This is a genomic window from Streptomyces sp. NPDC031426, assembly GCF_055581585.1.
The window spans coordinates 45,669-71,543 of record NZ_JBVIJE010000014.1 but is presented as its reverse complement, the minus strand read 5'-3'; the positions used below and the strand labels follow the sequence as shown (position 1 = coordinate 71,543).

23 protein-coding genes are annotated in these 25,875 nt (G+C 73.6%); 13 read left to right on the top strand and 10 right to left on the bottom strand.

Annotated elements, in window-relative coordinates; all coding sequences use genetic code 11:
• Positions 1–105: 105 nt before the first annotated feature.
• The 3 genes from ACZ5NH_RS27375 to ACZ5NH_RS27365 form a co-directional block, all read right to left on the bottom strand.
• Positions 106–972 carry a hypothetical protein gene (locus tag ACZ5NH_RS27375; RefSeq protein WP_388630587.1) on the bottom strand — a complete coding sequence of 289 codons (867 nt, stop codon included), beginning with the start codon at positions 970–972 and terminating at the stop codon, positions 106–108.
• A gap of 314 nt (positions 973–1,286) precedes the next feature.
• Entirely contained in the window at positions 1,287–4,469 is a 3,183-nt protein-coding gene (locus ACZ5NH_RS27370; protein WP_468778853.1) for a sacsin N-terminal ATP-binding-like domain-containing protein, read from the bottom strand.
• Positions 4,470–4,689: 220 nt separating this feature from the next.
• Positions 4,690–5,616 carry a DUF3027 domain-containing protein gene (locus tag ACZ5NH_RS27365; RefSeq protein ID WP_388630592.1) on the bottom strand — a complete coding sequence of 309 codons (927 nt, stop codon included), beginning with the start codon at positions 5,614–5,616 and terminating at the stop codon, positions 4,690–4,692.
• A gap of 288 nt (positions 5,617–5,904) precedes the next feature.
• On the opposite strand from ACZ5NH_RS27365, the gene ACZ5NH_RS27360 reads away from it, so the two are divergent.
• The 4 genes from ACZ5NH_RS27360 to ACZ5NH_RS27345 all read left to right on the top strand — a co-directional run bounded on the left by ACZ5NH_RS27360 (position 5,905) and on the right by ACZ5NH_RS27345 (position 10,142).
• Complete coding sequence (locus ACZ5NH_RS27360; RefSeq protein ID WP_388630594.1) at positions 5,905–7,311, top strand: MFS transporter; 1,407 nt, start codon at positions 5,905–5,907, stop codon at positions 7,309–7,311.
• Between the two features lie 800 nt (positions 7,312–8,111).
• The gene (locus ACZ5NH_RS27355; protein ID WP_388630597.1) at positions 8,112–8,585 is read left to right on the top strand and encodes a DUF2771 domain-containing protein; all 474 of its coding nucleotides are present in this window, start codon (positions 8,112–8,114) and stop codon (positions 8,583–8,585) included.
• Between the two features lie 11 nt (positions 8,586–8,596).
• Positions 8,597–9,304: a futalosine hydrolase gene (locus ACZ5NH_RS27350; RefSeq protein WP_468778851.1), complete on the top strand. Its 708-nt coding sequence runs from the start codon at positions 8,597–8,599 to the stop codon at positions 9,302–9,304.
• Positions 9,294–10,142 carry a 1,4-dihydroxy-6-naphthoate synthase gene (locus ACZ5NH_RS27345; RefSeq protein ID WP_388630603.1) on the top strand — a complete coding sequence of 283 codons (849 nt, stop codon included), beginning with the start codon at positions 9,294–9,296 and terminating at the stop codon, positions 10,140–10,142. Before ACZ5NH_RS27350 ends, ACZ5NH_RS27345 begins: the two co-directional genes overlap by 11 nt.
• A 7-nt stretch (positions 10,143–10,149) precedes the next feature.
• Here the strand turns inward: ACZ5NH_RS27345 and ACZ5NH_RS27340 are convergent, their stop codons facing one another.
• Entirely contained in the window at positions 10,150–10,533 is a 384-nt protein-coding gene (locus ACZ5NH_RS27340; RefSeq protein ID WP_351805449.1) for a cold-shock protein, read from the bottom strand.
• A 154-nt stretch (positions 10,534–10,687) separates the two neighbouring features.
• On the opposite strand from ACZ5NH_RS27340, the gene ACZ5NH_RS27335 reads away from it, so the two are divergent.
• Positions 10,688–10,939: a hypothetical protein gene (locus ACZ5NH_RS27335; RefSeq protein WP_356303861.1), complete on the top strand. Its 252-nt coding sequence runs from the start codon at positions 10,688–10,690 to the stop codon at positions 10,937–10,939.
• Here ACZ5NH_RS27335 and ACZ5NH_RS27330 read toward each other — a convergent pair.
• Both ACZ5NH_RS27330 and ACZ5NH_RS27325 read right to left on the bottom strand, forming a co-directional pair.
• Positions 10,915–11,541, bottom strand: a complete 627-nt coding sequence (locus tag ACZ5NH_RS27330; protein WP_388630607.1) for an HAD family hydrolase — start codon at positions 11,539–11,541, stop codon at positions 10,915–10,917. The genes ACZ5NH_RS27335 and ACZ5NH_RS27330 overlap by 25 nt on opposite strands.
• A 126-nt stretch (positions 11,542–11,667) precedes the next feature.
• A complete protein-coding gene (locus tag ACZ5NH_RS27325; protein ID WP_468778848.1) occupies positions 11,668–12,711 on the bottom strand; it encodes a hypothetical protein in 1,044 nt (347 codons plus the stop codon).
• A gap of 133 nt (positions 12,712–12,844) precedes the next feature.
• On the opposite strand from ACZ5NH_RS27325, the gene ACZ5NH_RS27320 reads away from it, so the two are divergent.
• Complete coding sequence (locus ACZ5NH_RS27320; RefSeq protein WP_468778846.1) at positions 12,845–15,490, top strand: helicase-associated domain-containing protein; 2,646 nt, start codon at positions 12,845–12,847, stop codon at positions 15,488–15,490.
• A gap of 65 nt (positions 15,491–15,555) precedes the next feature.
• Positions 15,556–17,208: a DNA repair helicase XPB gene (locus ACZ5NH_RS27315; protein WP_468778844.1), complete on the top strand. Its 1,653-nt coding sequence runs from the start codon at positions 15,556–15,558 to the stop codon at positions 17,206–17,208.
• Positions 17,209–17,245: 37 nt separating this feature from the next.
• On the opposite strand, the gene ACZ5NH_RS27310 is transcribed toward ACZ5NH_RS27315, so the two are convergent.
• Positions 17,246–17,428 carry a hypothetical protein gene (locus ACZ5NH_RS27310; RefSeq protein ID WP_451554801.1) on the bottom strand — a complete coding sequence of 61 codons (183 nt, stop codon included), beginning with the start codon at positions 17,426–17,428 and terminating at the stop codon, positions 17,246–17,248.
• Between the two features lie 309 nt (positions 17,429–17,737).
• On the opposite strand from ACZ5NH_RS27310, the gene ACZ5NH_RS27305 reads away from it, so the two are divergent.
• Positions 17,738–19,783 (top strand): HelD family protein, encoded by a 2,046-nt coding sequence (locus ACZ5NH_RS27305; RefSeq protein WP_468778842.1) that lies wholly within the window; start codon positions 17,738–17,740, stop codon positions 19,781–19,783.
• 56 nt (positions 19,784–19,839) lie between these two features.
• Complete coding sequence (locus ACZ5NH_RS27300; RefSeq protein ID WP_468778840.1) at positions 19,840–20,520, top strand: LppU/SCO3897 family protein; 681 nt, start codon at positions 19,840–19,842, stop codon at positions 20,518–20,520.
• Between the two features lie 77 nt (positions 20,521–20,597).
• Here ACZ5NH_RS27300 and ACZ5NH_RS27295 read toward each other — a convergent pair whose 3' ends face one another.
• Positions 20,598–21,290 carry a copper homeostasis protein CutC gene (locus ACZ5NH_RS27295; protein ID WP_468778838.1) on the bottom strand — a complete coding sequence of 231 codons (693 nt, stop codon included), beginning with the start codon at positions 21,288–21,290 and terminating at the stop codon, positions 20,598–20,600.
• 143 nt (positions 21,291–21,433) lie between these two features.
• On the opposite strand from ACZ5NH_RS27295, the gene ACZ5NH_RS27290 reads away from it, so the two are divergent.
• Together ACZ5NH_RS27290 and ACZ5NH_RS27285 are read left to right on the top strand one after the other, a co-directional pair.
• Positions 21,434–22,078, top strand: coding sequence for an HD domain-containing protein (locus ACZ5NH_RS27290; RefSeq protein ID WP_468778836.1), 645 nt, complete (start codon positions 21,434–21,436; stop codon positions 22,076–22,078).
• A gap of 27 nt (positions 22,079–22,105) precedes the next feature.
• On the top strand, positions 22,106–23,173 hold the full coding sequence (locus ACZ5NH_RS27285) for a GNAT family N-acetyltransferase (protein WP_388630631.1): 1,068 nt from the start codon (positions 22,106–22,108) through the stop codon (positions 23,171–23,173).
• On the opposite strand, the gene ACZ5NH_RS27280 is transcribed toward ACZ5NH_RS27285, so the two are convergent.
• Together ACZ5NH_RS27280 and ACZ5NH_RS27275 are read right to left on the bottom strand one after the other, a co-directional pair.
• Positions 23,155–23,433: a DUF4031 domain-containing protein gene (locus ACZ5NH_RS27280; protein WP_388630634.1), complete on the bottom strand. Its 279-nt coding sequence runs from the start codon at positions 23,431–23,433 to the stop codon at positions 23,155–23,157. The two genes, ACZ5NH_RS27285 and ACZ5NH_RS27280, sit on opposite strands and share 19 nt — an antisense overlap.
• Positions 23,430–23,813, bottom strand: a complete 384-nt coding sequence (locus ACZ5NH_RS27275; protein WP_468778834.1) for a hypothetical protein — start codon at positions 23,811–23,813, stop codon at positions 23,430–23,432. Before ACZ5NH_RS27275 ends, ACZ5NH_RS27280 begins: the two co-directional genes overlap by 4 nt.
• A 56-nt stretch (positions 23,814–23,869) precedes the next feature.
• Here ACZ5NH_RS27275 and ACZ5NH_RS27270 point away from each other — a divergent pair, with 56 nt between their 5' ends.
• Entirely contained in the window at positions 23,870–24,775 is a 906-nt protein-coding gene (locus ACZ5NH_RS27270; protein ID WP_468778832.1) for a MurR/RpiR family transcriptional regulator, read from the top strand.
• Positions 24,776–24,861: 86 nt separating this feature from the next.
• The gene (murQ, locus tag ACZ5NH_RS27265; protein ID WP_468778830.1) at positions 24,862–25,785 is read left to right on the top strand and encodes an N-acetylmuramic acid 6-phosphate etherase; all 924 of its coding nucleotides are present in this window, start codon (positions 24,862–24,864) and stop codon (positions 25,783–25,785) included.
• Positions 25,786–25,875: the final 90 nt, after the last annotated feature.

Here is a 25,875-nt window from a genome sequence, read left to right as displayed (position 1 = left end):
GATCGTGGAATCGGTTGACTCACGCGATCAGATCCGCGGGGGGTGCCGCTGGTTGTACGGCGGTTGCCCCCGCGGACCAGATTTTGTGCCGCGCTTACTGATCCGTTACCGCACGTCGACGAAGTCGCCCGTGGCGCTGACCGCCGGGGTGGTCGTGGTGCCCGCGAAGGAGAAGCGCCAGTAGCCGTCGACCGACGCGGTGGCCGTGGTCTTCAGGTTGCCCGTGGAGTCCGACTTGATGGTCTTCAGCGTGGTGTAGGTGCTGGAGCCGTACTTGCGGAACTGGAGCTGCACGGACTGGTTGGTGTAGCCGTGGTACTGGTGGTCCTCCCAGTTGGCCCGGGAGAGCTTGCCGGTGATCGTGAGCGTCTTGCCCTTGGCGATCGGCTCGGGGCCGGCGTTGACCGTCAGCTTGGAGTAGCGCTGGACCTTGGTGGTGCCCAGGCCGCCCTGCACGGAACCGTCCCCGGTGCTGTACTGCAGCGCCAGCGCGCCGGCGTTCCAGGTGCCCGCGTCGGAGTTGAGCAGCTCGTCGTCGGCGGGGTAGATGTCGATGAGGCCCTTGCAGTTGGCGGTCGTCGACGAGGTGGCGGTGCAGCTGGCCGGGGCGTCGCCGAGCAGGATGTTGCTCGCGGTGTCCGGCGAGGAACCCTTGTAGATGAAGGGGCCGGTGGCGAAGTCGTCCGACGCGATGTCGTAGTTGGCTCCGTGGGTCAGCGTGTAGGTGACCGTGGTGGAGACGTGGTTGGTCGTACCGACCTTGACCGCCGAGGCGATCTTGAGGTTCGAGAAGGTCACGCCGAGGTCCGCGCCCTCGGCGGTGCTGAACGCGGACTTGCCGGAGGCATGGAGCGCCTTCGCGGCCTCCGTCTGGTACGACGGGGCGGAGCCGGCGGCCTGGGCGGCCGGCACGACGAAGGCGGAGAGGGCCAGGGCGCCGGAGACGGCGGCCACGGTGGCACGGATGCGCATGCGTTCCCCTGTGTGGAGAAAGTGGACACGAGGTCCAGTGATCAAGGAGTCAGACGACTCGCGTGATCAGACCCGTGAAGGAATGAAGTGGTTGTACGAGTGATGCCGTGAGTTTCCGGCGGATTCACCGGACGGCTACTGCACGTCGACGAAGTCACCGGCGGCGCTGACCGCGGAAATGGTCGAGTTGCCCGCGAAGGAGAAGCGGTGGTAGCCGTCGGCCTGCGCGGCCGGGACGGCGAGGGCGGACAGGGCCAGAGCGCCGCCGACGACGGCGACACAGGCGCGGCGGAAGCGGACGTTCCGGGGTGCCGTCAGTCGAACCAGCGGTCCCTGGCCAGCTCCTCCGTCCGCGAGGGGTCCTCCAGCAGGGCCGCCACCTCGAACCGCCGGGGCCACTGACCGGCCGCCCACGCGAGCCCGGCCGCGACCCCCTCCAGGGTGGCCGCATGCAGCACACCGTCGTCGGTGAGCCGCCAGTCGATCTCCACGCCGTCCACGACCAGTTCCTCGTGCTCGACATAGGTCCCGGGCGTACCCGGCCCGAGCAGCACCCGCACCGACTCCGGCACGTCGTGCTCGGTCCCCTCGGAGTGCACCTCGCCGGTGACGGACTCGCTCAGCCGCCGCACCTGGAACAGCTCCGCCAGCTCGGCCGCGCGGGACGGCCGTACCGGCAGCAGCGCGACCCCGCCGGTGAACGGCAGCAGATCGGGCGAGTCGACCACGACCGCCTCCCCCGCGTCCACGACCTCCACCCGGCCGTCGACCACGGCCCGCAGCTCGTCCGGCAGCGTCACCTGCTCCGGGTCCAGCTCCGCCAACGCCCCGTACAGTGCGTGCAGTTGGCTCGGGGTGACCGGCCGGTCGGGGTCGGCCAGCCGGTCCAGCAGCTCCGCGGCACCGCCGGGCTCGTCCAGCAGGGCCGCGACGGAGGTGCGCACCCCCAGGGCCCGCAGCACCTGCTCGTCCTCGAACCCGGTCGCGTCGGCCTCGTCGTACAGGCCTCGCAGCAGCGGATCACCGCCCGCCGCGAGCAGACCGGCGGGCCGGCGCCCGTCGAGCACGGGATGACCGCGCAGCCACCACGCCGTGTACGGCCGCACGACGTCGTGCGTGCCGTCGTGCAGCAGGATGCGCACCGGCTGGGTGAGGGCGTCCCGCAGCGGCGGCTGCGCGAGCAGCGCGAGCGCTTGCGGCCAGTGCTCGTCGTCCACCAGGTCCAGATCGCGTACGGCGACCAGCTCGGTGGCGACCGGAGGCACCGGGCTGTCCGGGAAGCGGTCGAGGATGTCCTCGCACCACACGTCGACCGCGTCCAGCAGCCCGGCGTCGTCGGGCTCGGCGAAGTCGCTCTCCCGGGGCTCCAGTTCGTCCGGGTCGAGGACCACGTCGGTGGCGCGGACCAGCGCGAAGTTCGCGAGTACGCCACAGGCGGCCAGCGGCTGCTCGCCCCACTTGTCGGCCAGCTCGTGGTCCACGGCGGCCAGTTCGCCCTCGCGGATCACCCGGGCGAACGGACTGCCGGGGAAGACGAGTTCCCCGGCGGGGGCCAGTTCCCCGTCCTCGTCGGGCAGGGCGAGGGCGCCGAGCCAGGGTTCGTCCCCGGGCTCCAGGTCCGCGTCCCGCACCAGCCCGAGCACGGTCTCGGCCAGTTCCTCCGCGTCCGGAGCGTCCTCCTCCCAGCCCCCGAGCGCGCCCTCCTCGTCCAGCGAGGCGGCGACGGCGGCCCGCACCTGCGGGGTGGTGAGCACCGCGCGCGGGGTCGCGGGCAGCGCGCCGAGCTTCTCCAGCAGCGGATGCGCGGCGTCCTCGTGGGCCACCTTCAGCCCGAGTCGGCCGAGGACGTCCGCGTCGATCCGGGCGGCGTCCGGGGTGGGCAGCAGCACCTGCCGGGGACCGATGGTGGTCCGTCCGTCCGCCAGCGGCACCGGCAGCCCGGACAGCCGGTCGGGGTCGACCCCGGCGAGGCTGTCGTAGAGCCGCCACCACCAGTCGGGGTCCTTCTCCAGGCCGGCGAGCCGGTCGACGGCGTCGGCGAGCCGCAGCCGGGCGACCCCGAGGGTGCGCAGCTCCACGCGCCGTTCGAGACCGGCCGGCAGCAGCGTGGGCAGCACCTCGGCGAGCACGCGGACGGTGGCGGCCCCGGCGCCCTCCACGATCTCCGCGTCCCTGGGGCGCAGCGCCTGAGGAAGCTCGTGGTCGTCGTCCGCCTTCGCCGCCACCGCCGGGGGCAGGAAGGCCGTGCGCGGCAGCCGCTCCAGCACGGCCTGCCGCAGCGCCCCGTCCAGCTCGCCCTTGCCGAGCGGTCCCGGCACGAGGTCGATGATCCCGTCCGTCACCGGCCGCCAGTCGGCGAGCAGTTCGGTGTAGACGTCGGCGGCGCGCTGCACCAGGAAGTCGGTGAGCGGACCGGGAGCCGTGTGCCGGCGGGTGGTGTCGAGGGGGAAGGAGGCGATGAGCAGTGCGGGAACGCCGAGGGGTTCGTCACTGGGCGTGGGTGCGTGCACCACGGGCGTCGTACGAGGCCGCACCGGGCGCCCGCCCTCGTCCTCGGGCACGGCCCAGGTCACCGACCAGTGGGGCCGCAGCCGCTCCTCCACCGGCCGGTCGGCGAGCAGATCGGGCGTGAGCGCCCCATGGGCGGACGCGGTACGCCACCGGGTGACCCCCTCGCGCGAGTCCTCCACGACGACGGCGGCGCCCTCGGCACGGCGCCGCAGCACCCGCTGCGCCTCGCCCCCGACCTCGATGACGACCTCCTCCAGGCCCGGCAGGGCGAGGAGCAGCGCGTCGTCGACGGAGTGCAGCAGCCGCTCGGCGAGATCGGCAGCGGCCGCGTCCCGCAGGGGCAGGATGACGGCGGTGTCGTACGGGTCCGGGGCGGTGCCCTCGGCGGCGAACGGCAGCCGGAGCAGCGGCACATGCCCGTCCCGGCGCCGGATCTCGTCCCCCAGCCCCGGGCTGTGCCGGGCGGTCTCGGCGGCCCGCTCCCGTGCCTCGCCGAGCGACCACCGCACACCCCCGTGCCGCCCGACGATCGCGGGTTCGTCGGTCACCGCGAGTACGGCGGCGAAGCCGACGCCGAACCGTCCGACGGCGCCCTGGGTGGCATCGCTGTCCCGCTTGGCCGAGGCGCGCAGCGTGGACAGCGACTCGACTCCGGCCGCGTCCAGCGGGGCACCGGTGTTGGCGGCGACGAGGACCCCGTCGCGCAGGGTGAGCCGCAGCCGCCCCGGCACCCGCGCCCGGGCGGCGGCGTCGGCGGCGTTCTGGGCCAGCTCGACCACGAGCCGGTCCCGGTAGCCGCCGAGGACCAGGTCCTCCTCGGCGTTGGCGTCCTCACGGAACCGGGCGGGGCTGGTGGCCCAGGCGTCGAGGACACCACGGCGCAGCCGGGCCGTCCCGAAGGGATCGGCGCCTTCGGCCGCAGGCCGCACGTACTTGCTGCTCACGCTTACCCATCCTCCCGGCTTCCTGCGAGGAGCCCCTGGCATCGCGCCGGGGTGGAGCGCCTCGCGCCTGCGGATCGTATCCCGTGGCAGCGACACCGGGCGTCGGCCGCCGCCCGCTGCGGGCAGCCGCAACCCGGCCAAATCCTTCAGGGCAAGTGTGTTGCCGGGGGATGCCGTTGGACCTGGGCGGCGCGGCGGTCACGAACGGTGCGCGTCGGACACGTCGGACATCGGCGCGCGGGCGTACCCGGGCCGCCCGCGGTCAGGAGTGGCCCAGTTCCGCCGTCTCCTCGTCGCCCGCCTCCGGGACCGAGCCCGAGTCGCGGGCGGGGCGCAGGGGGAAGGGGTCCACCCGGGTCTCGTCGATGACCGGCGGGGCCGGCTGCGGGGGCTTGGGCATGACCGCGGCCTCCGAGTGGCCGCCGCAGCCGTAGGACAGGGAGACCACACGGCCGTCGGCCGGGGAGAACTCGTTGGCGCACACGCCGAAGGCCTGGCCGAGGGAGCCGCCGATCGGGGCGAGGAAACCGCAGGTCATACAGGTGGCCGGGGCCGCCTGGGCCATCGCGGTCTTCGGGCCGTACGACTCCTCCCAGCGGTCCGCGGCGACATGCAGGCCGTAGCGGGACAGGACGCGGGCCCGGCGCATGCCCAGTTCCTCCGCGACCGCGGCGATCGTGCCCCGGGTGGGGACCGTGGGCTGGGTGGCGGGGGCGCCGGGCGTGACGTCGGCGTCCTCGGCCTCCGCCAGTTCCGCCATCTCGTGCGAGACCACCGAGTTCGGCGGCGGCTCCTCCTCGCCCGTGTAGCCGGGCTCCAGGCGCAGGTCGTCCTGGTCGGTGGGGAGCAGGTCGCCGGGGCCGAGGTCACCGGGGCGCAGCCGCTCGCTCCACGGGACCCACTCCGGGGCGAGCAGGGCGTCGGGGCCGGGGAGGAGGACCACCTCGTCGAGCGTGACGATCTTGGCGCGGGAGGCGCGGGCCACGGTCACCGCCCAGCGCCAGCCGCGGTAGCCCAGTTCCTTGCACTCGAAGAAGTGCGTGACAACGCGGTCGCCCTCGGAGACGAGGCCGGCGTGCTCCCCGACCACACCGGGGGCCGCGGCCTCCTCGGCGGCGGCACGGGCGAGATCGACCGCCTCGGCGCACAGGCGGTCGGGGGTGCGGCTTCGCGTTGTCGCTGCGCTCACAGGTATCGCTTCTCTCCTACGCCGTCTCGTCGAGTGCGGCTGCCTGACGGCGGCTCTGCCGACGGAGCGGACCGGAGGACCGCATCGACGTCTGCATCCGCGCGCTGGGCGCACCTCTGCCATCCATTCTGCGTTATGGCTGAGATAGGCACGCTACACCGAACGAGATTCATCGCCGCCACGCGGCAATTTTTCCTGCCCGCACACCCGGCCCTGCACACCGCCTCGTGGTTCGGTTCGGCGCCATGCGCGTCGTATGGGCACTATCCGGCCGCTTCTCGGGGCACTATGAAGCACGTGGCGACCGCGGACAGGCGTGGTGTTCGGGGTGGCGGTGCGAGCCGGGCCGGTGGCGCCGTCCGTTCCGTCGGGCGTGCCCTGCACTTCCCGGTCACCGGGGCCGCGCGCGGGATCCGGAAGGCCACGCATGCGCACGGGGCGGGCGAGTCGGGGCTCGGCAAGCTGATCGAGCTGCACGCGGTGAACGGCGCCGGCGATGTCATGATCACCGTGGCGCTGGCCTCCACGGTGTTCTTCTCCGTGCCGACCGACGAGGCCCGCGGGCGGGTCGCGCTCTACCTCGCCATCACCATGGCGCCCTTCACCGTCCTCGCCCCGGTCATCGGCCCCCTCCTCGACCGGCTGCCGCACGGCCGGCGCGCCGCGATGGCCGGGGCCATGCTGGCCCGTGCCCTGCTCGCGCTGGTGATCTCGGGGGCCGTGGCGAGCGGCAGCCTGGAGCTGTATCCCGCCGCGCTGGGCGTGCTGGTGGCGTCGAAGGCGTACGGGGTGGTCCGCAGTGCGGTGGTGCCCAGGCTGCTGCCGCCCCGGTTCTCGCTGGTGAAAGCCAACTCGCGGGTCACCCTGGCGGGACTGCTGGCCACCGGTGTGGCCGCGCCGGTCGCGGCGGGGCTGCACCAGGTCGGCGACCCCTGGCCGCTGTACGGCGCCTTCGTGATCTTCGTCGCGGGAACGTTCCTGTCCTTCTCCCTGCCGCCCAAGGTGGACTCGGCCAAGGGCGAGGACGTGGCTCTGCTCGCGGCCGACGAGCGGCATCTGCACGGGCCGCAGCGCAGGAAGGAGCAGGCGAAGCGGCCGGGGCTGCGGACCGTGGGCCCCGCCGTCACCCACGCGCTCGGCGCCAACGCCGCCCTGCGCTGCCTCTCCGGCTTCCTGATCTTCTTCCTCGCCTTCCTGCTGCGCGAGCACCCGCTGACCGGCGAGAGCGCGGCGGTCTCGCTCGGCATCGTCGGTGTCGCCGCCGGCGTGGGCAACGCGCTGGGTACGGCCGTCGGGGCCTGGCTGAGATCACGCGCCCCGGAGATCATCATCGTCACCGTCGTCGCGGTGGTGCTCGGTACGGCGCTCGTGGCCGCCCTGTTCTTCGGGGCGCTGCTGGTGGCCTGTCTCGCGGCGGTCGCCGGGTTCGGGCAGGCGCTGGCCAAGCTGGCCCTGGACGCGCTGATCCAGCGGGACGTGCCGGAGCTGGTGCGCACCTCGGCGTTCGCCCGCTCGGAGACGCTGCTGCAGATGGCGTGGGTGTTCGGCGGCGCCGTCGGCATCGTGCTGCCGCTCAACGGCACCGTCGGCCTGCTGGTCGGCGCGGTGTTCGTGGCGGTCGGCTGGCTGACCACCCTCAAGGGCCTCCTCGCCTCGGCCCGCCACGGCGGCCGCGCCCACCCCCGCGTCGCCTGACCCACCCACCCCGACCCCACGCCACCCCACATCCCGACCGGGCCCCACGCCACCGCACGCCGCCCGCCGTCCCAACCCGACCCCGCGTCGCCTGACACGCCCGCCCTGGCCACACACCACCCGACCCAACCCCACGCCGCCCACCGCCCGCCGTCCCAACTCGACCCCGCGCCGCCTGACGCGCCCACCCCGACCCCACGCCACCCCACATCCCGACCGGGCCCCACGCCACCGCACGCCGCCTGCCGCCCCAACCCGGCCCCGCGTCGCCTGACACGCCCGCCCTGGCCCCACGCCACCCGACCCAACCCCACGCTGGCCGACGCCCCGGCCGGGCCCGACCCCACCCCTCGCCACCCCACGCCGCCCGCCGTCCCAACCCGGCCCCGCGCCGCCTGACACGCCCGCCCTGGCCACACACCACCCCACATCCCGACCGGGCCCCACGCCACCCCACGCCGCCCGCCGTCCCAACCCGGCCCCGGGTCGCCGGACACGCCCGCCCCGGCCACACGCCACCCGGCGTCCCGACCGGGCCCGACGCCACCCGACTCAGCCCCAACCCCACGCCGCCCCACGCCGCCGACCCAACCCCACGCCACCCGACGTCCCGACCCACCCCCACGCCGCCCCACGTGCCCGACAGCACCCCCACCTCGGCATCGCGCCCGGCGCAATTCTGGCCTCGGCATAACGAAGCGGACACGGTTTCCCGAACCGCAGGCACGGCTGGCGTAACGAACCGGGCACGCCGCACCCCGCATGGGCGGACGGCTCCGGCCGCCAGATAGCCTTCGGTCATGACCACGCTGCAATCCGTTGTGCGACGCCGCCGCGCCGTCGCCGCCGCCGGCGCCGTTTCCGCCGGACTGCTCCTGCTCTCCGCCTGCGAGAAGCCGACGCCTGTCGCGACGGTCACCGTCGGCGACAGCTCGGTCAACTCCGAGGCCATGTGCTACAACGACGGCAACGCGCTGGACGCCAAGTCGCTGGCGACGTGCGTCAAGAACGTCGGCAAGGCCAAGTCGATCAAGGTCGACCAGGACGAGACGGTCCGCATCGGCGTCGACCCGAAGATCGCGGACGCCGGCTGGGTCCTGCTGGTGAACGGCCAGCAGTTCACCGACGTCAGCAAGAAGACCTACCGCACCATCCCGGGCAGCGCGTTCTTCAACCAGCAGTACGGCACCCAGGGCGACATCAACACGGTCACGATCCGGATGGGCGAGAAGTCCAACCAGGGCATGTGGTCGTTCAAGCTGACGAAGGCCTGATCACGGCTTCCGTGCGCGTCCTTGTGGCCACCGCGGTCCCCGTCGAGCGGGACGCGGTGGCACTGGCGTTTCCCGGAGCCGGGAGCGGGACACGGCTCCCCGGCGCGCTCCTGTGCCGTACCGCGACGGGCTGTGATCTGCTCGCCGCCGGCGTCGGCCCGGCCCTCGCCGCCGCCTCCACCGCCGCCGCGCTGACCGCCGCCGCCCTCGAAGGCACCCCGTACGACCTGGTCGTCTCGGCCGGGATCGGCGGTGGCTTCCAGCCCGAGGCGCCCGTCGGCTCGCTCGTCGTCGCCGACGCGATCACCGTGGCCGACCTGGGCGCCGAGACCGCCGACGGCTTCCTCCCGGTCACCGAACTCGGCTTCGGGACCGTCACCCACCGGCCGCCGCTGCCGGTCGTACACGCCGCGGCCGAGGCGACCGGCGCCCGCACCGGCACCATCCTGACCGTCTCCACCGTCACCGGCACCGCCACCCGCGCCGCCGAGCTGCGGGCCCGGCATCCGCGGGCGCTCGCCGAGGGCATGGAGGGCTTCGGGGTGGCGGAGGCGGCCGCCGCGCACGGCACGCCGGTGCTGGAGATCCGCGCGGTCTCCAACCCGGTCGGCCCGCGCGACCGCGCCGCCTGGCGCATCGGCGACGCCCTCACCGCCCTCACCGAGGCGTTCGGGAAGCTCCTCCCGGTACTGGAGAGTTGGAACCCACATGACCAGTGAGCCCTTGCAGATCGCCTACTCCCCCTGCCCCAACGACACCTTCGTCTTCGACGCCCTCGCCCACGGCCGGGTCCCCGGCGCCCCCGCGCTGGACGTGACCTTCGCCGACATCGACATCACCAACGGCATGGCCGAGCGCGGCGAGTTCGACGTGCTGAAGGTGTCGTACGCCGTCCTGCCGTACATCCTCGGCGCGTACACGCTGCTGCCGTGCGGCGGTGCGCTGGGGCGGGGCTGCGGGCCGCTGGTGCTCACGCGCGAGCCGGGGGACGACCTGACGGGCCGTACGGTCGCGGTGCCCAGCGAGAAGTCGACGGCGTATCTGCTGTTCCGGCTGTGGGCCGCGGACACCCTTCCGGAGGGGGTCGGCGAGATCGTGGTCCTGCCGTTCCACGAGATCATGCCGGCCGTGCGGGACGGCAAGGTGGACGCCGGTCTGGTCATCCACGAGGCCCGGTTCACCTACCGGAACTACGGGCTGCACAAGCTCGCCGACATGGGCGAGCACTGGGAGCGGACCACCGGACTGCCGATCCCGCTCGGCGCGATCGTGGCCAAGCGCTCGCTCGGCGCCGGCACGCTGACACGGCTCGCCGACTCCATCCGCGCCTCGGTGCGCGCCGCCTGGGACGACCCCGAGGCGTCCCGGCCGTACGTCATGGCACACGCCCAGGAGATGGACCCGGCCGTGGCGGACCAGCACATCGGCCTGTACGTGAACGAGTTCACCGCCGACCTCGGCGAGGACGGCTACGCCGCGATCCGCGGCCTGCTCACACGCGCGGCGGCCGAGGGGCTGGTGCCGCCCCTCGGCCCGGATGCGCTCGCGTTTCCCTGACGGGTGCCTATACGTCCAGCTGGTCGGCGACCGCCCGCAGCAGACCGGCGATCTTCTTGCCGGAGGCCTTCTCCGGGTACCGGCCCTTCTCCAGCATCGGCGTGATGTTCTCCAGAAGGGTCGTCAGGTCCTGCACGATGGAGGCCAGCTCGTCCGGCTTCTTGCGCTGGGCCGCGGCGACCGACGGCGTCGGGTCCAGCACGGTCACCGACAGCGCCTGGTCACCGCGCTGACCGGCCACGACGCCGAACTCCACACGCTGTCCCGGCTTGAGTGCGTCGACTCCGGCGGGGAGAACAGAGGAATGGACGAAGACGTCACCGCCGTCGTCGCGGGAGAGAAAGCCGAAGCCCTTCTCGCTGTTGAACCATTTGACACGCCCGGTCGGCACCGTCTGTCCTCGTCCTCGTACTAGTCGGGAAAAGTGCTCTTGATAGCACTAGAGCGGGTCCACCGTGACCCGCCGCTATCAAGGCTAATGGTCTCGGGGCGGGTGACAAGACGTCCCCCGGTTGTTCCCTCGCGCTGGGAACTACCCTGGTCCGGTGCGTGACAAAACCCAAACGAATTCCGCCGCGCCCGGCGACCGGCTGATCCGCGCCGGTGCGATCGTCTTCTTCATCGGGGCCGTGGCCACTCTGGTCACGGTGGCCCCCCTGTTCCTTGGCGCAAAACCCTTTCCGACGTACATGTTCGGTTTGAGCATGCTCATGGCGGTCGGTTTCCTCGTCGCCGGCGCGGGCGTCCTGCGGTCGATCGCCGCCGGCCGGCGTCAGGCGCGGGGCGCCTCGCGGTAGGCGTCCAGCCACGCCGGGAAGACGGACAGGTCCGCCAGGACCACGTCCGCACCGGCGGCGCGCAGCTCGTCGGCGGGGCAGGGTCCGGTCGCCACGGCGACCGACAGCGCCCCCGCCGTACGGGCCCCGCGCACGTCCCCGACGTGATCGCCGACGTACACGCCGGCGCGGTACTCGCGCAGCGCCTGCGCCTTCTGCTCGGCCCACAGGTCGCCCACGACCACGTCCGGCTCGATGCCGAGGTGGCTCAGGTGCAGCTTGGCGTTGGGCTCGTACTTCGCCGTGACCACCATCGTCCGCCCGCCGGCCGCCCGCACCGCGGCTATCGCCTCCCGGGCGCCGTCCATGGCGGGGGTCGCGGCGATGGCGATCGCCGGATACATCTCCCGGTACAGGTCGGCCATCGCGGGCACCTGCTCCTCCGGGAACCAGTTGATCAGCTCCTCGGCGAGCGGCGGTCCGAGCCGGGTCACCGCCAGATCGGCGTCGATATGGGTCCCGGTCCGCTCGGACAGCGCCAGGTAGCAGGCGTGGATACCGGGCCGGGAATCGATCAGGGTCATGTCGAGGTCGAATCCGACGGTGAATGTCATATGCGGCATTGTGTCAGGGCCGGTGCCTCCGGCGGTTCGGTCGGACGGGCGTGCGCCACAGGGTCACCGTCGTCTGCCGGGTGCGGTCCGCCGTGGGCTGGTCGCGCAGTTCCCCGCGCTCCTTCGGGGCGCGCCTCACCTGGTCCTCTGCGACCGCCACACCAGGAACAGCGCCGAAGCCACCGCCGCCCCCCGGACCACCCACGGCCATGTCCCGGCGACCGCGTCGTTCATGTGGCCCTGGGCGATCGGCTGGCCCCAGCGGCCGTTGACCCTTCCCCACAGCCACACGGTCCCCGCCGCGACCGCCGTACCCGGCAGGACCATCACGGCCGTCTTGGTCTCCGCGGGCGTCAGCCGCCGGGAGCCGTAGGCGATCACCCAGCCGAGGAGTAGCGCGAACCAGTTCCCGAGCACCGCACCGGCGACCAGCGCGGCGGCGGCCAGCAGCAGGAGGGGGTTGGTCCAGCCGGCCGCGGGGCGGGGGAGCAGACGCCGGCGCGCGGCGGAGGGCGCGGGGTCGGCCTCGGTCGCCTCCGGTTCCGGCTTGGCCGGCGCCGGGGCCCGGTCCGCCGGCTCCCGCTCCTTCGGCGGCCGCCTGAGCAGCTCCGGGATCTCCACCCCGCCCACGAACCCCGGCACCGAGTCCGTCTCGGCGGCCACACCGAAGGAACCGCCACCGGCTCGCCACCAGTCGGGCTGTACGGCGCTGTCCCCGAGTTCGTGCGCGGCGGCCAGGTGCGGCGGGGACGGGGCGTCGCGCGGGACGAAGGGCTCGGACCGGGTCTCGTCGGGGCGGGGGCGGGGGACGGCCCGGCGCAGCGCCTTCAGGCCCCTCGGACCGTTCTGGCGTTCCCCGTCCGCCGGATCCGGCGCCTTCGGGTTCCGTTCGCGCGGCGCGGGCTGCACCGGCACGGCGGCGGGCGGCTGTGCGACCCCGCCGGTGCCGGACGTGCCGCCCGCGGCCGCGACGACCTCGTCCGGGGTGCCCAGCCGGTCCAGGATGCGGCGGACCGCGGCGGGACTGTCGACCGTCGCCCTGGCCCGGTGCCGGTCGATCTCGTTGCGCAGCTCCGACACGAGCCGCATCCGCGTGGCCGACGGCAGCTGCCGTTGCTGAGCGATGTCTCCGACACGGCTCAGGTACTCGTAGACGACCTGGTCGCTCTCGATCCCCAACGGAACCCCTCCGGGGCGACGGTGATGAAACCCCGTGAGGACGGTAGCGCAGAGACCTGGCGCCGAACCCGCACCCCGAGTGGGGACCTCCGGGGACGCCCCCTCGGCGACGGCACCCGCTACCGTGGGTCAGATGAGCCAAGCGGCCCACCCCGCTCCCCGTTCCCTCGCGGAAGCGCTCCGCGCGCGGGACGACGCCTTGCTGGCCGCGCTGCTGCGCAGCCGCCCCGACCTCATCACGCCTGTCCCGACCGACCTCACCCAGCTGGCCACCCGCGCCGGCACCCGTGCCTCGGTGCTGCGCGCGCTGGAGCGGCTGGACCGGTTCGCGCTGCAGACGGCGGAGGCGCTGGCCGTGGCCCCGGACCCGGCGTCCTACGACACGCTCCTCGCTCTGATGGCCGGGGACGCCGGGGACGAGAAGGTCGCCGCCGCGCTGCCGCACGCCCTCGGCACCCTGCGCGAACAGGCGCTGGTGTGGGGCGAGGACGAGCGGCTGCGGCTGGTGCGCACGGCCCGCGAACTCCTCGCGCCGTCCCCGCAGCACCCCTCCCCGACCGGGCTCGGCCCCAGCGTGCAGGAGGCCACCTCGGGCATGTCGCCGGGCCGGATCCAGGAGATCGTCACGGCGGCCGGGCTGCCCTCGACGCACGACTCGGTGTCCGCCGTGACCGCGCTCGCCGCGCTGTTCGACGACCGCAAGAAGATGGGCAAGCTGCTGGCCGGCGCCCCGGAACCCGCCCGCGAGGTGCTGGCGCGGCTGGTGTGGGGGCCGCCGTACGGGCAGGTCACCCCGGAACCGGCGGCGCATCTGCGCTGGCTGCTCGACCGCGGTCTGCTGCTGCCGACCGCGCCCGGCACGGTCGTCCTGCCGCGCGAGGTAGCCCTGCATCTGCGCGAGGGCCGGGCGCACCGCGCACCCGAGCCGCTGCCGCCCGCCGTGGAGGCGGCCGCGGCATACGGTCCGCAGGTGGTGGACGCGACGGCGGCCGGGCAGGCGTACACCGCGCTCGCCACGGTCGAGGAGCTGCTGAAGGACTGGGACGAGGGCGGCCCGGCCGTGCTGCGGGCCGGCGGTCTCAGCGTCCGCGATCTGAAGCGGACCGCCGTCGCCCTGGACGTGTCCGAGCCGGTCGCCGCGTTCTGGGTGGAACTGGCGTACGCGGCCGGGCTGATCGCCTCCGACGGCGAGGCCGACGAGCGGTACGCGGCCACGCCCGCCTACGACGAGTGGCTGGAGCGGCCCGCCGCCGAGCGCTGGTCCCAGCTGGCGGCGGCCTGGCTGGCGGCCACCCGGACGCCGGGGCTGGTCGGCGGGCGGGACGCCAAGGACCGTACGCTCGCCGCGCTCGGCCCCGGCCTGGACCGCTCGGCCGCGCCCGAGGTACGGCACCGGGTGCTGACCCTGCTGGCCGGGCTGCCGGCGGGAGCCGCACCGGACACCGGGTCGGTGCTGGCCCGGTTGCGCTGGGAACGGCCCCTGCGCGGACCCCAGCAGCGGGACGGCGACGAGGACCTGCGCTCCCGGCTCGCCCGCTGGACCCTGTCCGAGGCGGAGCTGCTGGGCGTCACCGGACGGGGCGCGCTGTCGGCACACGGCCGGGCGCTGCTGGGCGCACCGGCACCGGCACCGGGGACGGGAACGGGCTCGCGCACCGCGTCGGGCGCTCCTCGCACGCCGGGCGCCTCCGGCTCGGCGGCCGCCTCCGTCGGCTCGCTCGACACCGTCACCACCGCCCTCACCGAGCCCACCGGCCCCGGCGACAAGCTGCCCGTCCACCATCACCACCGTCCCGGCCCCGCCCTCACCCCGCTCTCCCCCGCCGAGCAGGCCGTGGCGACGGCCGCCGCCGCCCGGCTCCTCGCGCCGCTCCTGCCCGAGCCGCTGGACCACGTGCTGCTCCAGGCCGATCTGACGGCGGTGGCACCCGGACCGCTGCAACGCCCCCTCGCCGATCTGCTGGACGTGCTGGCGGACGTCGAGTCCAAGGGCGGCGCGACGGTGTACCGCTTCACCCCGGCCTCCGTACGGCGGGCCCTGGACGCCGGCCGTACCGCCGCCGATCTGCACGCCTTCCTCGCCGAGCACTCCCGCACCCCGGTGCCGCAGCCGCTCGCGTATCTGATCGACGACGTGGCCCGCAAGCACGGGCATCTCCGGGTCGGCGCGGCCTCGGCGTATGTGCGCTGCGACGACGACGCCCTGCTGAACGAGATCCTCGCCGACCGGCGCGCCGCCGCCCTGCGGCTGCGCCGGCTCGCCCCGACCGTGCTGGCCGCCCAGTGCGACCCGGCCACGCTGCTGGAGGGCCTGCGCGCGATGGGCTACGCGCCGGCCGCCGAGTCCGCCGAGGGTGACGTCCTGATCACCCGCGCCCACGCCCACCGCACCCCGCCGCGCACCGCCCCCGAGCCGGTCCCGGACGGCCCGCCGCCGCCCGACGCCACGCTGCTCACGGCGGCGATCCGGGCGATCCGGGCCGGCGACCTGGCCGCCACCGCCCCGCGCAAGACCCCCGGGGCCGGGGCTCCGCTGCCGGGCGGCGAACTGCCCCGCACCTCCTCCGCCGAGACCCTGGCCACCGTGCAGGCCGCCGTCCTGACCGGCGCGTCCCTCTGGATCGGCTACGTCAACCCCGAGGGCACCGCCAGCCAGCGCGTCATCGCCCCGGTCAAGGTGGAGGGCGGTTTCGTCACGGCGTACGACCACACCGCGGACGAGGTACGCACCTATCCGCTGCACCGGATCACCGGCGTGGCGGAGCTCGCGGAAGACTGACGGTGATCGTCGGCGTTTAGGGCAGACTGGACGTTTGGTTGTTGTGGAAAGGGTGTGTGCCGCACGTGAACGGACCACTGATCGTCCAGTCCGACAAGACCCTGCTCCTGGAGGTCGACCACGAGCGGGCCGACGACTGCCGGCGTGCCATCGCGCCGTTCGCCGAGCTGGAGCGTGCGCCCGAGCACATCCACACCTATCGGGTCACCCCGCTCGGGCTGTGGAACGCGCGGGCCGCGGGGCATGACGCCGAGCAGGTCGTGGACGCGCTCGTGCAGTACAGCCGGTATCCGGTCCCGCACGCGCTGCTCGTGGACATCGCCGAGACGATGGACCGGTACGGGCGGCTCACGCTCAGCAAGCACCCGGCACACGGGCTCGTGCTGACCACCACCGACCGGCCGGTGCTGGAGGAGGTGCTGAAGTCCAAGCGGATCGTCCCGCTGGTGGGGGCGCGGATCGATGCGGACTCGGTCGTCGTGCACCCGTCCGAGCGCGGGCAGATCAAGCAGGTGCTGCTGAAGCTGGGCTGGCCGGCCGAGGACCTCGCCGGGTACGTCGACGGCGAGGCGCATCCGATCGAGCTGCTGGAGGACGGCTGGGCGCTTCGGCCGTACCAGAAGCAGGCCGTGGAGAACTTCTGGCACGGCGGCAGCGGTGTCGTGGTGCTGCCCTGTGGCGCCGGGAAGACGCTGGTCGGCGCCGGGTCCATGGCCCAGGCCAAGTCCACGACCCTGATCCTCGTCACCAACACCGTCTCGGCGCGGCAGTGGAAGCACGAGCTGGTGAAGCGGACCTCGCTGACCGAGGACGAGATCGGCGAGTACAGCGGTACCAGGAAGGAGATCCGCCCGGTCACCATCGCCACCTACCAGGTGCTGACGACCAAGCGGAAGGGTGTCTATCCGCACCTGGAGCTGTTCGACTCCCGGGACTGGGGTCTGATCGTCTACGACGAGGTGCATCTGCTGCCCGCTCCTGTCTTCAAGTTCACCGCCGATCTGCAGGCGCGCCGCCGGCTGGGCCTCACCGCGACCCTCGTCCGCGAGGACGGCCGCGAGTCGGACGTGTTCTCCCTCATCGGGCCGAAGCGGTTCGACGCGCCCTGGAAGGAGATCGAGGCGCAGGGGTACATCGCTCCGGCCGACTGTGTCGAGGTCCGGGTGAATCTGACGGACGCCGAGCGGCTGTCGTACGCGACGGCCGAGACGGAGGAGAAGTACCGCTTCTGTGCGACGACGGACACCAAGCGGAAGGTGACGGAGGCGATCGTCCGCCGTTTCGCCGGCCAGCAGATCCTCGTCATCGGCCAGTACATCGACCAACTCGACGAGCTGGGCGAGCACTTGAACGCGCCCGTCATCAAGGGCGAGACTTCCAACGCCCAGCGCGAGAAGCTCTTCGACGCCTTCCGCGAGGGCGAGATCAGCGTGCTGGTGGTGTCGAAGGTCGCGAACTTCTCCATCGACCTGCCGGAGGCGACGGTCGCCATCCAGGTGTCCGGCACCTTCGGCTCCCGCCAGGAGGAGGCCCAGCGCCTCGGCCGGGTCCTGCGCCCGAAGGCCGACGGCCACCAGGCGCACTTCTACTCGGTCGTCGCCCGCGACACCATCGACCAGGACTTCGCCGCCCACCGCCAGCGCTTCCTGGCCGAACAGGGCTACGCCTACCGGATCGTGGACGCGGACGAGATCCTGGCGGAGGACAGCACCGGCTGAGCCGCGACCGCGAGCAGGAGCGCGTTGCCCGCGACGGCTACTTGCGGCGTATGCCCGCTTCCTCGCCGTACTCGCCGAGGATGATCACGCCGAACGCGGCCTCCGCGAACACCTTGATGGCGCGCAGGGCGTTGCCGAGCGGGTGGTGATGCGGGCCGTCCACGGCTGTGGCGCCGGTCGGCGGTCGGACAGGGCCTGGGGAGATGGTTGCTGCGCTCATGTCTCCATGGTGGATCGCCGGACGCGCCACCCGCATCGGTCTGCAGAGCCAATCCCGGACGGCCCCGCGTAGATCTACGGGTGGACCCCGGCCCCTACTTCGGGGGCTGCCCGTCCCCTAGGGGTCGGAGCGGGCCGGACAGGGCCGTGACAGGGGCCGGACAGGGGGCGGAAAAACCATTGGCCCCCGCCGCGCGCACCCGCCTAGAATCTCCGCTCTTGCCCGCCTCCCCTCCCGGAGTGCCGTCGCCCGGTCGGAAACCGGACGGCTTCGTCATAGTCACCCAGCAGGTCCACCGGAGGCACCCCCTTGTCCACGTCCACTCCCGCCGACGACCCACTCGCCCGAGAGCGATCCCACCTCGCCGACTCCCGCGCCGCTCTGCGCGCCATGCGCGAGGACGTGGAGTCGCTGGACATCCGGGACGTCACCGCCAACTGGGTCAACGCCGAAGTACTGTCCCGCCAGATCGACGAGCGGATCAAGGCGCTGGCCGACCTGAGCGACACCCCGCTGTTCTTCGGCCGGCTGGACTATCTGCACGCGCCTCGCGCGGACGAGGCAGAGGGCGCGGAGGGCGAGCAGTTCTACATCGGGCGGCGGCATGTGCACGACGCCGACGGCGACCCCATGGTCATCGACTGGCGCGCCCCGGTCTCGCAGCCGTTCTACCGGGCGTCCAAGAAGGACCCGATGGACGTCGGCCTGCGCCGCCGCTTCGGCTACACCGGCGGCGACCTGACCGCGTACGAGGACGAGCACCTCTCCGACCCGGCCGAGGCGGCGGCCACCAGCAAGCTGCTCCAGCAGGAGATCGAGCGGCCGCGTGTCGGCCCCATGCGGGACATCGTCGCCACCATCCAGCCCGAGCAGGACGAGATCGTCCGCTCCGGCCTGTCCGGCACGGTCTGCGTCCAGGGCGGCCCCGGCACCGGAAAGACCGCCGTCGGCCTGCACCGGGTCGCCTACCTCCTCTACGCCCACCGGGAGCGGCTCGCCCGCACCGGCACCCTGGTGATCGGCCCGAACAGGTCCTTCCTGCACTACATCGAGCAGGTCCTGCCCGCACTGGGCGAGTTGACCGTCCAGCAGGCGACCGTCGACGACCTGGTCGCCCATGTCGAGGTGCGCGGCACGGACGAGGCGGCCGCCGCCATGATCAAGGGCGACGCCCGGATGGCCGAGGTGCTGCGCCGGGCCCTGTACTCCCATGTGAACCTGCCGACGGAGGCGGTCGTGGTGGTGCGCGGCTCCCGGCGCTGGCGGGTGCCGGCGCACGAACTGGAGGACATCGTCCGGGAGTTGCTGCAGCGGGACATCCGGTACGGCGCGGCCCGCGAGGCCCTGCCGCAGCGGATCGCGCACGCGGTGCTGGTGCAGATGGAGCGCTCGGGCGAGGCGCCGGACGACCGGGTGCAGGACGCGGTGGCCCGCAACAGCGCGGTGAAGGCGGCCGTGAAGGAGATCTGGCCGGCCGTGGACCCGGCGAAGCTCGTGCTGCGCCTGCTGACGGACGCGGACTTCCTCGCCGAGCACGCCGCCGGGGTCCTGGACGAGGACGAGCAGAAGACGATCCTGTGGGCCAGGCCGGTGCGCAGCGTGAAGTCGGCCAAGTGGTCGGCGGCGGACGCGGTGCTGATCGACGAGGCAGCCGATCTGATCCAGCGCACCCACTCGCTGGGCCATGTCGTCCTGGACGAGGCGCAGGACCTGTCCCCCATGCAGTACCGGGCCGTCGGCCGCCGCTGCACGACGGGCAGCGCGACGGTGCTGGGCGACCTGGCGCAGGGCACGACTCCCTGGGCGACCCGCAGCTGGGACGAAGCCCTCGCCCACCTCGGCAAGACGGAGGGCGTCATCGAGGAGCTGACGGCGGGCTTCCGCGTCCCCACGGACGTCATCACCTACGCCTCCCGCCTGCTCCCGCACACCGCACCGGGCCTCACCCCGGTCGAGTCGGTCCGCGAGAACCCGGGCTTCTTCGAGGTCCGTACGACGACGGAGACGTCCGAAGTCATCGCCGCCTGCGAGGAGTTGCTGCGCAACGAGGGTTCGACGGGCCTGATCGCCGCCGACGCCCGGATCCCGGTCCTGGCCGAGGCCCTGACGGCGGCTGGGCTCCCCCACCTCGCCCCCGGCGAGGAGACCACCCGGGAGACCCGCCTCACCCTCGTCCCGGCCTCCCTCGCCAAGGGCCTGGAGTACGACTACGTGGTCCTGGACGAGCCCCAGGCGGTGGTGGACGGCGAGCCGGACGAACGCACCGGCCTGCGACGCCTGTACGTGGCGCTGACGCGTGCGGTCTCGGGCCTGATCGTGACGCACTCGGCACCGCTGCCGGCGCAGTTGGCCTGACGGCGCACCGCTAGGGTGTCGTGCCGTTGCGGCATGTCCCCATGGAAAGGCCTCCGTTGAGCACTCCACCGCCTTCGCACCCCGCGTACCAGCAGTACCCCGGTCCCTACCAGCAGGCACCCGCGGGCCACCCGCAGGCGCCGGGGCCGTATCAGCAGGCCCCCGCGGGTTATCCGCAGGCGCCGGTGGGACAGCAGCCGCAGCCCGCCGGGCCGTACGGGCAGGCACCGGGCGGCTACGGGCAGGCACCGGGCGGCTACGGGCAGGCTCCCTACCCGCAGGCGCCCGCCGACTTCGGCCAGGCCGGGTATCAGCAGGCCCCCGGCGCGTACCCGGCCGCTCCCGGCGTCGGGTGCGAGGTGTGCGGAGCGGCGCCCGCCGAGCGGGTGACGATCCGCGGCCACCAGGGCATGCTGATCGTGATGCGGAACCTGTGGCGGAAGGGCACCTTCTGCCAGACCTGCGCGCTCGCCGTCTTCCGGAAGATGCAGTCGGACACCATGGCGCAGGGGTGGTGGGGTCCGGCGTCGATGCTCATCACACCCGTCACGCTGCTGATCAACCTCTTCGCCCTGGCCAAGATCCGTAAGCTCCCCGCACCGGCCGGCGCCCAGGGCCCCGGGCTGGACCCGGGCCGCCCGGTGCTGCGGCGCCCGGCCGGAATCCTGGGCCTCTTCCCGCTCACCGGCTTCGCCCTGGTGCTGCTCCTCGTGCTCGTCGGGATGGCGGCCGGGTGACGGCCGACAGCACCGCGGCTCCGTAAGAGGCACGGGGGCTGTGCCGCGCCCGGCTAACGACCCGCGGGCCCGGGGCGCTACCCCGCGTCCAACGCCCTCCGCCACTCCCGCACGGCCCCCTCGGAAACCGGCCCCTCCCACCCGGAGTGCCGGGCCGCGCCGCCGATGTGGAAGGCGTCGATACCGGCGGCCCGAAGCCGCGGCACATGCTCCAGGCGCAGGCCGCCGCCGACCAGGAGGGTCTGGCCGTACCCCGGCTCCCCCCGCCGGCCCGCCTCCGCGACCAGCGTCGGCAGGCCCTCGTCCACCCCGCCGGCGGCGCCCGCGGTGAGGTAGGTGTCGAGGCCGGGCAGGTCGGCGAGCTGTTTGCGCAGGGCGTCGCGGTCGGCGGCCCGGTCGATCGCCCGGTGGAAGGTCCACGCGCAGCCGTCCAGCGCCTGGACCACCCGCTCCACCGCCGCCAGGTGAACCGCGCCGTCCGCGTCGAGGAAGCCGAGGACGAACTGGTCGGCGCCGGCCTCGCGCAGGCCGCCGGCCACCCGGACCAGACCGTCCACGTCTCCGGCCGCGAACCCGTCCGCGAGGCGGAGCATCACGCGCAGGTCGATGTCGACGGCGGCCCGGATCCGGGCGACGGTGGCGGGCGCCGGGCTGAGCCCGTCGGCCGCCATGTCGGTGACCAGCTCCAGGCGGTCCGCGCCTCCGGCCTGGGCGGCGACCGCGTCCTCGACGTCGAGCGCGATCACCTCCAGGACTGCACGCTTGCTCATGGCACCCCATTCATCGTCGGCCACTACAGGTCTAGTCCAATTCCAAGACTACGCCTGTGCGCGAGCAGGTGGGGTCCGCGTCAGGGCGCCGACGGACAGGCGTCACGGCGGAACGACGGCGCGCGGCGCGGAAGAATGGGCCCATGGCCGACCTCGATGCCCTGCGTCTCCGTTTCGCCCGTGCGCTGGAAGCCGCCCGTGCCCCCGGGGGCGGGCCCGATCCCGCGCCGTACGCCGACAGCCTGCTCGCCCGCTGGCAGGAGCCGCAGCGCCGGTACCACACGCCGGCCCACCTCGCCGCGGTGCTCGACCACATCGACGTACTGGAGAAGTACGCCGCCGACCCGGACGTCGTGCGCCTGGCCGCCTGGTTCCACGACGCCGTCTACCTCCCGGAACGGTCGGAGAACGAGGAGCGCTCGGCCCGCCTCGCCGAGCGCGCGCTCCCCGAGGCCGGGGTCCGTGCGGAGACGACCGCCGAGGTGGCCCGGCTGGTCCGGCTCACCTTCACGCACGACCCGGCCGACGACGACCGCAACGGCGAGGTGCTGTGCGACGCCGACCTCGCGATCCTGGCCGCGCCCCCGTCGGCGTACGCCGTCTACACCGCCGAGGTGCGCGAGGAGTACCACTTCGTGCCGAACGACGCCTTCAAGGAGGGCCGTTCGGCGGTCCTGCGCCAACTCCTCGCCCTCCCCCGGTTGTTCCGCACCCCCTACGGCCAGGAGCACTGGGAGGCCACCGCCCGCTACAACCTCGCCTCCGAGCTGGAAATGCTGTCGACCTGAGGGGTACGGCCCCCTAGGGTTCGCTCCATGCGACCGATAAACGGGGACGATGTGACCGAGGCCGTGGCAGGCTGCACGGCGGCACTGCGCGCGGCGGTGGACCGGGACTGGCGGGCCGTACCGGCCGGGCGGCTGGAGTGGGACTGCCACACCACCGCCGTCCATGTCGCCGACGACCTCATCGCCTACGCCGCCAACCTGGCCGGACGCGCGCAGGACGGCTACCTCCCCTTCGAGCTCACCCTCGACGAGGGCACCGACAACGCGGGTCTGCTGCACGTCATCGAGACGACCGGCGCGCTCCTCGCCGCCGCCGTCCGCACCGCCCTGCCCGGCGTCCGCGCCTTCCACCCCTACCCCTTCCGCAGCGCCGACGCCCAGGGCTTCGCCGCGATGGGCATCGCCGAGGTGCTGCTGCACACCCACGACATGGCCGAGGGGCTCGGGATCGCCTACGAGCCGCCGGCCGAGCTCGTCGAGTCCCTCCTCGCCTGCCTCTTCCCGCACGTCCAGCCCGGCCCCGCCCCCTGGCCGACCCTGCTGTGGGCCACCGGCCGCGGCGAGCTGCCCGGTCGCGCCCCGGTCACCGAGTGGCGCTGGAACAACAACCTGGTCATCCCGGCAGAGCGCCTCACCCTGGTCGGCGTCCGCCCGGCCGCCGCCCACGGTCTGCGCCTGGGCGGCGACGGCGGCTTCACCTGGCTCGACGGCGGCCCGTACGAGGGCACCCGGGAGGCCGCCTCCTTCCTGCTGAAGGCGTACGAAGCCGGTGTGCACCGGCCGGAGTTCGGGGTCTTCGCCCTCGTCCGGCAGGAGGACGGCCGTGCGATCGGCGGCATCGGCTTCCACGGCGTCCCGGACGAGGACGGCCGGGTGGAGATCGGCTACGACCTGGTCGAGGGCGCCCGCGGTCAGGGGTACGCCACCGAGGCCCTGCGCGCGCTCGCGGACTGGGCGCTGGCCCGCGACGACGTCGGCTCCCTGTTCGCGACCGTCGAGCGGGACAACACCGCCTCGCAGGCGGTGGTCACCCGGGCCGGGTTCACTCAGGTCAGCGACGAGGGTGCCGAGTTCGCCTACGAACTGCGCCGCTGAACGAGCCCCTTGCGCCGGCGCAGGCCCGAGGCGTGCAGCAGCCGCACCACCTCGCGGCTGCCCACCTCCACCGCGCCGGCCGCCACCGCCTCCGCGTACCGGTGCGACGGAAGGTCGTAGTGGTCGCGCTCGAAGGCGCGCCTCGGCACGCCCAGCCGCTCGGCGAACGCGTGGAGTTCGGCGTAGGACACGTCGCTGACCAGGTGCGACCACATGCGGCCGTGTCCCGGCCAGGTCGGCGGGTCGATGTAGAGGGTCACGAAGAGGCCATTCCGCCCCTGGCCGAGCCCAACGAGCCCACCGCGGCGACCTTCACGCCCGCCTTGTGGCACACCCAGTGCGGATCGGGGCCCAGTTCGGGCTCCACGTCCAGCGCGTGCGGGTCGCCGGAGCCGCACACCGGGCACAGCGGCCAGCGGCCGTACCGGTCCAGCAGCGCGTCCTGTACGTCCTGTGCGACCAGCCCCGCGATATAGGTGGCGCCGTCCGGCCACTGCTCGACCCACCAGCGGCGCTCGGCGACGGAGTCCTCGACGAGCGAGACCACGTCCGCCTCCGCGACCTCGCCGGCGATCAGATCGGCGAGCACGAGGGCTCGGGCGGCATGCAGGGCCTGCTCAAGGGGTGTGATGGGCTCCATGGAACCCATTGTGCGCACTCTTGACCCCGACGCCGAGCCGAAAATACCTTTCATATGTGACCCAGGACGTGAAGGAAAGTTTCGGCAGCCCGGGCGGTTCCCTCGCCGCCAAGGTGCGCACCCTCGCCCCGTCCATGACCCGCTCCATGCAGCGCGTCGCGGAGGCCGTCGCGAGCGACCCGGCCGGCTGCGCCGCCCTCACGGTCACCGGCCTCGCCGAGCTCACCGGCACCAGCGAGGCCACGGTCGTCCGCACCGCCCGGCTCCTCGGCTACCCCGGCTACCGCGACCTGCGGCTCGCCCTCGCCGGGCTCGCCGCGCAACAGCAGTCGGGCCGGGCGCCCGCGATCACGACCGACATCGCGGTGGACGACCCCATCGCCGACGTCGTCACCAAACTCGCCTACGAGGAGCAGCAGACCCTCGCCGACACGGCCGCCGGGCTCGACACCGTCCAGCTCGGGGCCGCTGTGAGCGCGCTGGCCGGGGCCCGGCGCACCGATGTGTACGGCATAGGGGCCTCGGGGCTCGTCGCCCAGGACCTCACCCAGAAGCTGCTCCGCATAGGCCTCATAGCCCACGCCCACAGCGATCCGCACCTCGCCGTGACCAACGCGGTGCAGCTCCGCTCGGGTGACGTGGCGATCGCGATCACCCACTCGGGCTCGACGGGGGACGTCATCGAGCCGCTGCGGGTCGCCTTCGAGCACGGGGCCACGACCGTGGCCGTCACCGGCCGGCCGGACTCGCCGGTCACCCAGTACGCCGACCACGTGCTGACCACGTCCACCTCACGGGAGAGCGAGCTGCGACCCGCCGCGATGTCCTCGCGGACGAGTCAACTGCTCGTGGTGGACTGCCTGTTCGTGGGAGTGGCCCAGCGCACGTACGAGTCGGCGGCGCCCGCGTTGGCGGCGTCGTACGAGGCGCTCGCTCACCGGCATCGCACCGGCCGCAGGTGACCGACCGAGGTGACCGGCCCCAGGTGACCGACCCCGGGTGGGCAACAGCACGCACAACGGCACCCAGACCTGAGAAAGCCACCCCCATGACCTCCCATGACCTGCGTCAGCAGTTGGCTTCCCTGACCACCGAAGCCTTCCGGCCCGAGCTCGCCGAGATCGACCGCCTTCCCACCCTCGACATCGCCCGCCTCATGAACGGCGAGGACGCCGGAGTGCCCGCCGCCGTCGCCGCCCAGTTGCCCCGGATCGCCGCCGCCATCGACGCCGTCGCCGAACGCATGGCCCGCGGCGGACGGCTGATCTACGCCGGCGCCGGCACCGCCGGCCGGCTCGGCGTGCTGGACGCCGCCGAGTGCCCGCCCACCTTCAACACCGACCCCGCGCAGGTCGTCGGCGTGCTCGCGGGCGGCCGGGAGGCAATGGTGACCTCCGTCGAGGGCGCGGAGGACTCCGGGGAACTGGCCCGCCGCGACCTGGACGCGCTGGCGCTCACCCCCGCCGACACCGTGGTCGGCATCTCCGCCTCCGGCCGTACCCCCTACGCGATCGGCGCCGTCGAGCACGCCCGGGCCCTGGGCGCGCTGACCGTCGGCCTGGCCTGCAACGAGCACAGCGCGCTGGCGGCCGCCGCCGAGCACGGCATCGAGGTCGTGGTCGGCCCCGAACTGATCACCGGCTCCACGCGCCTGAAGGCGGGCACGGCCCAGAAGCTGGTCCTGAACATGCTGTCGACGATCACGATGATCCGGCTCGGCAAGACCTACGGGAACCTGATGGTCGACGTCCGCGCCTCCAACGACAAACTCCGCGCCCGCTCCCGCCGGATCGTCTCCCTGGCCACGGGCGCCTCGGACGAGGAGATCGAGAAGTCCCTCACCGAGTCCGGCGGCGAGGTGAAGCACGCGATCCTCGCCCTCCTCGCCGGTGTCGACGGCCCGACGGCCGCCCGTCTTCTGGAGGAGTCCGGCGGCCATCTGCGTGCCGCGCTGGCGCACGCGGCCCGCTGACCCGCACACCCGGGGCGTGCGCAACGACCCCGCCTCCACCGCGACCGCCCTCCTCACCCGGGTCGGCGGCCCGGCCGACATCGCCGCCGT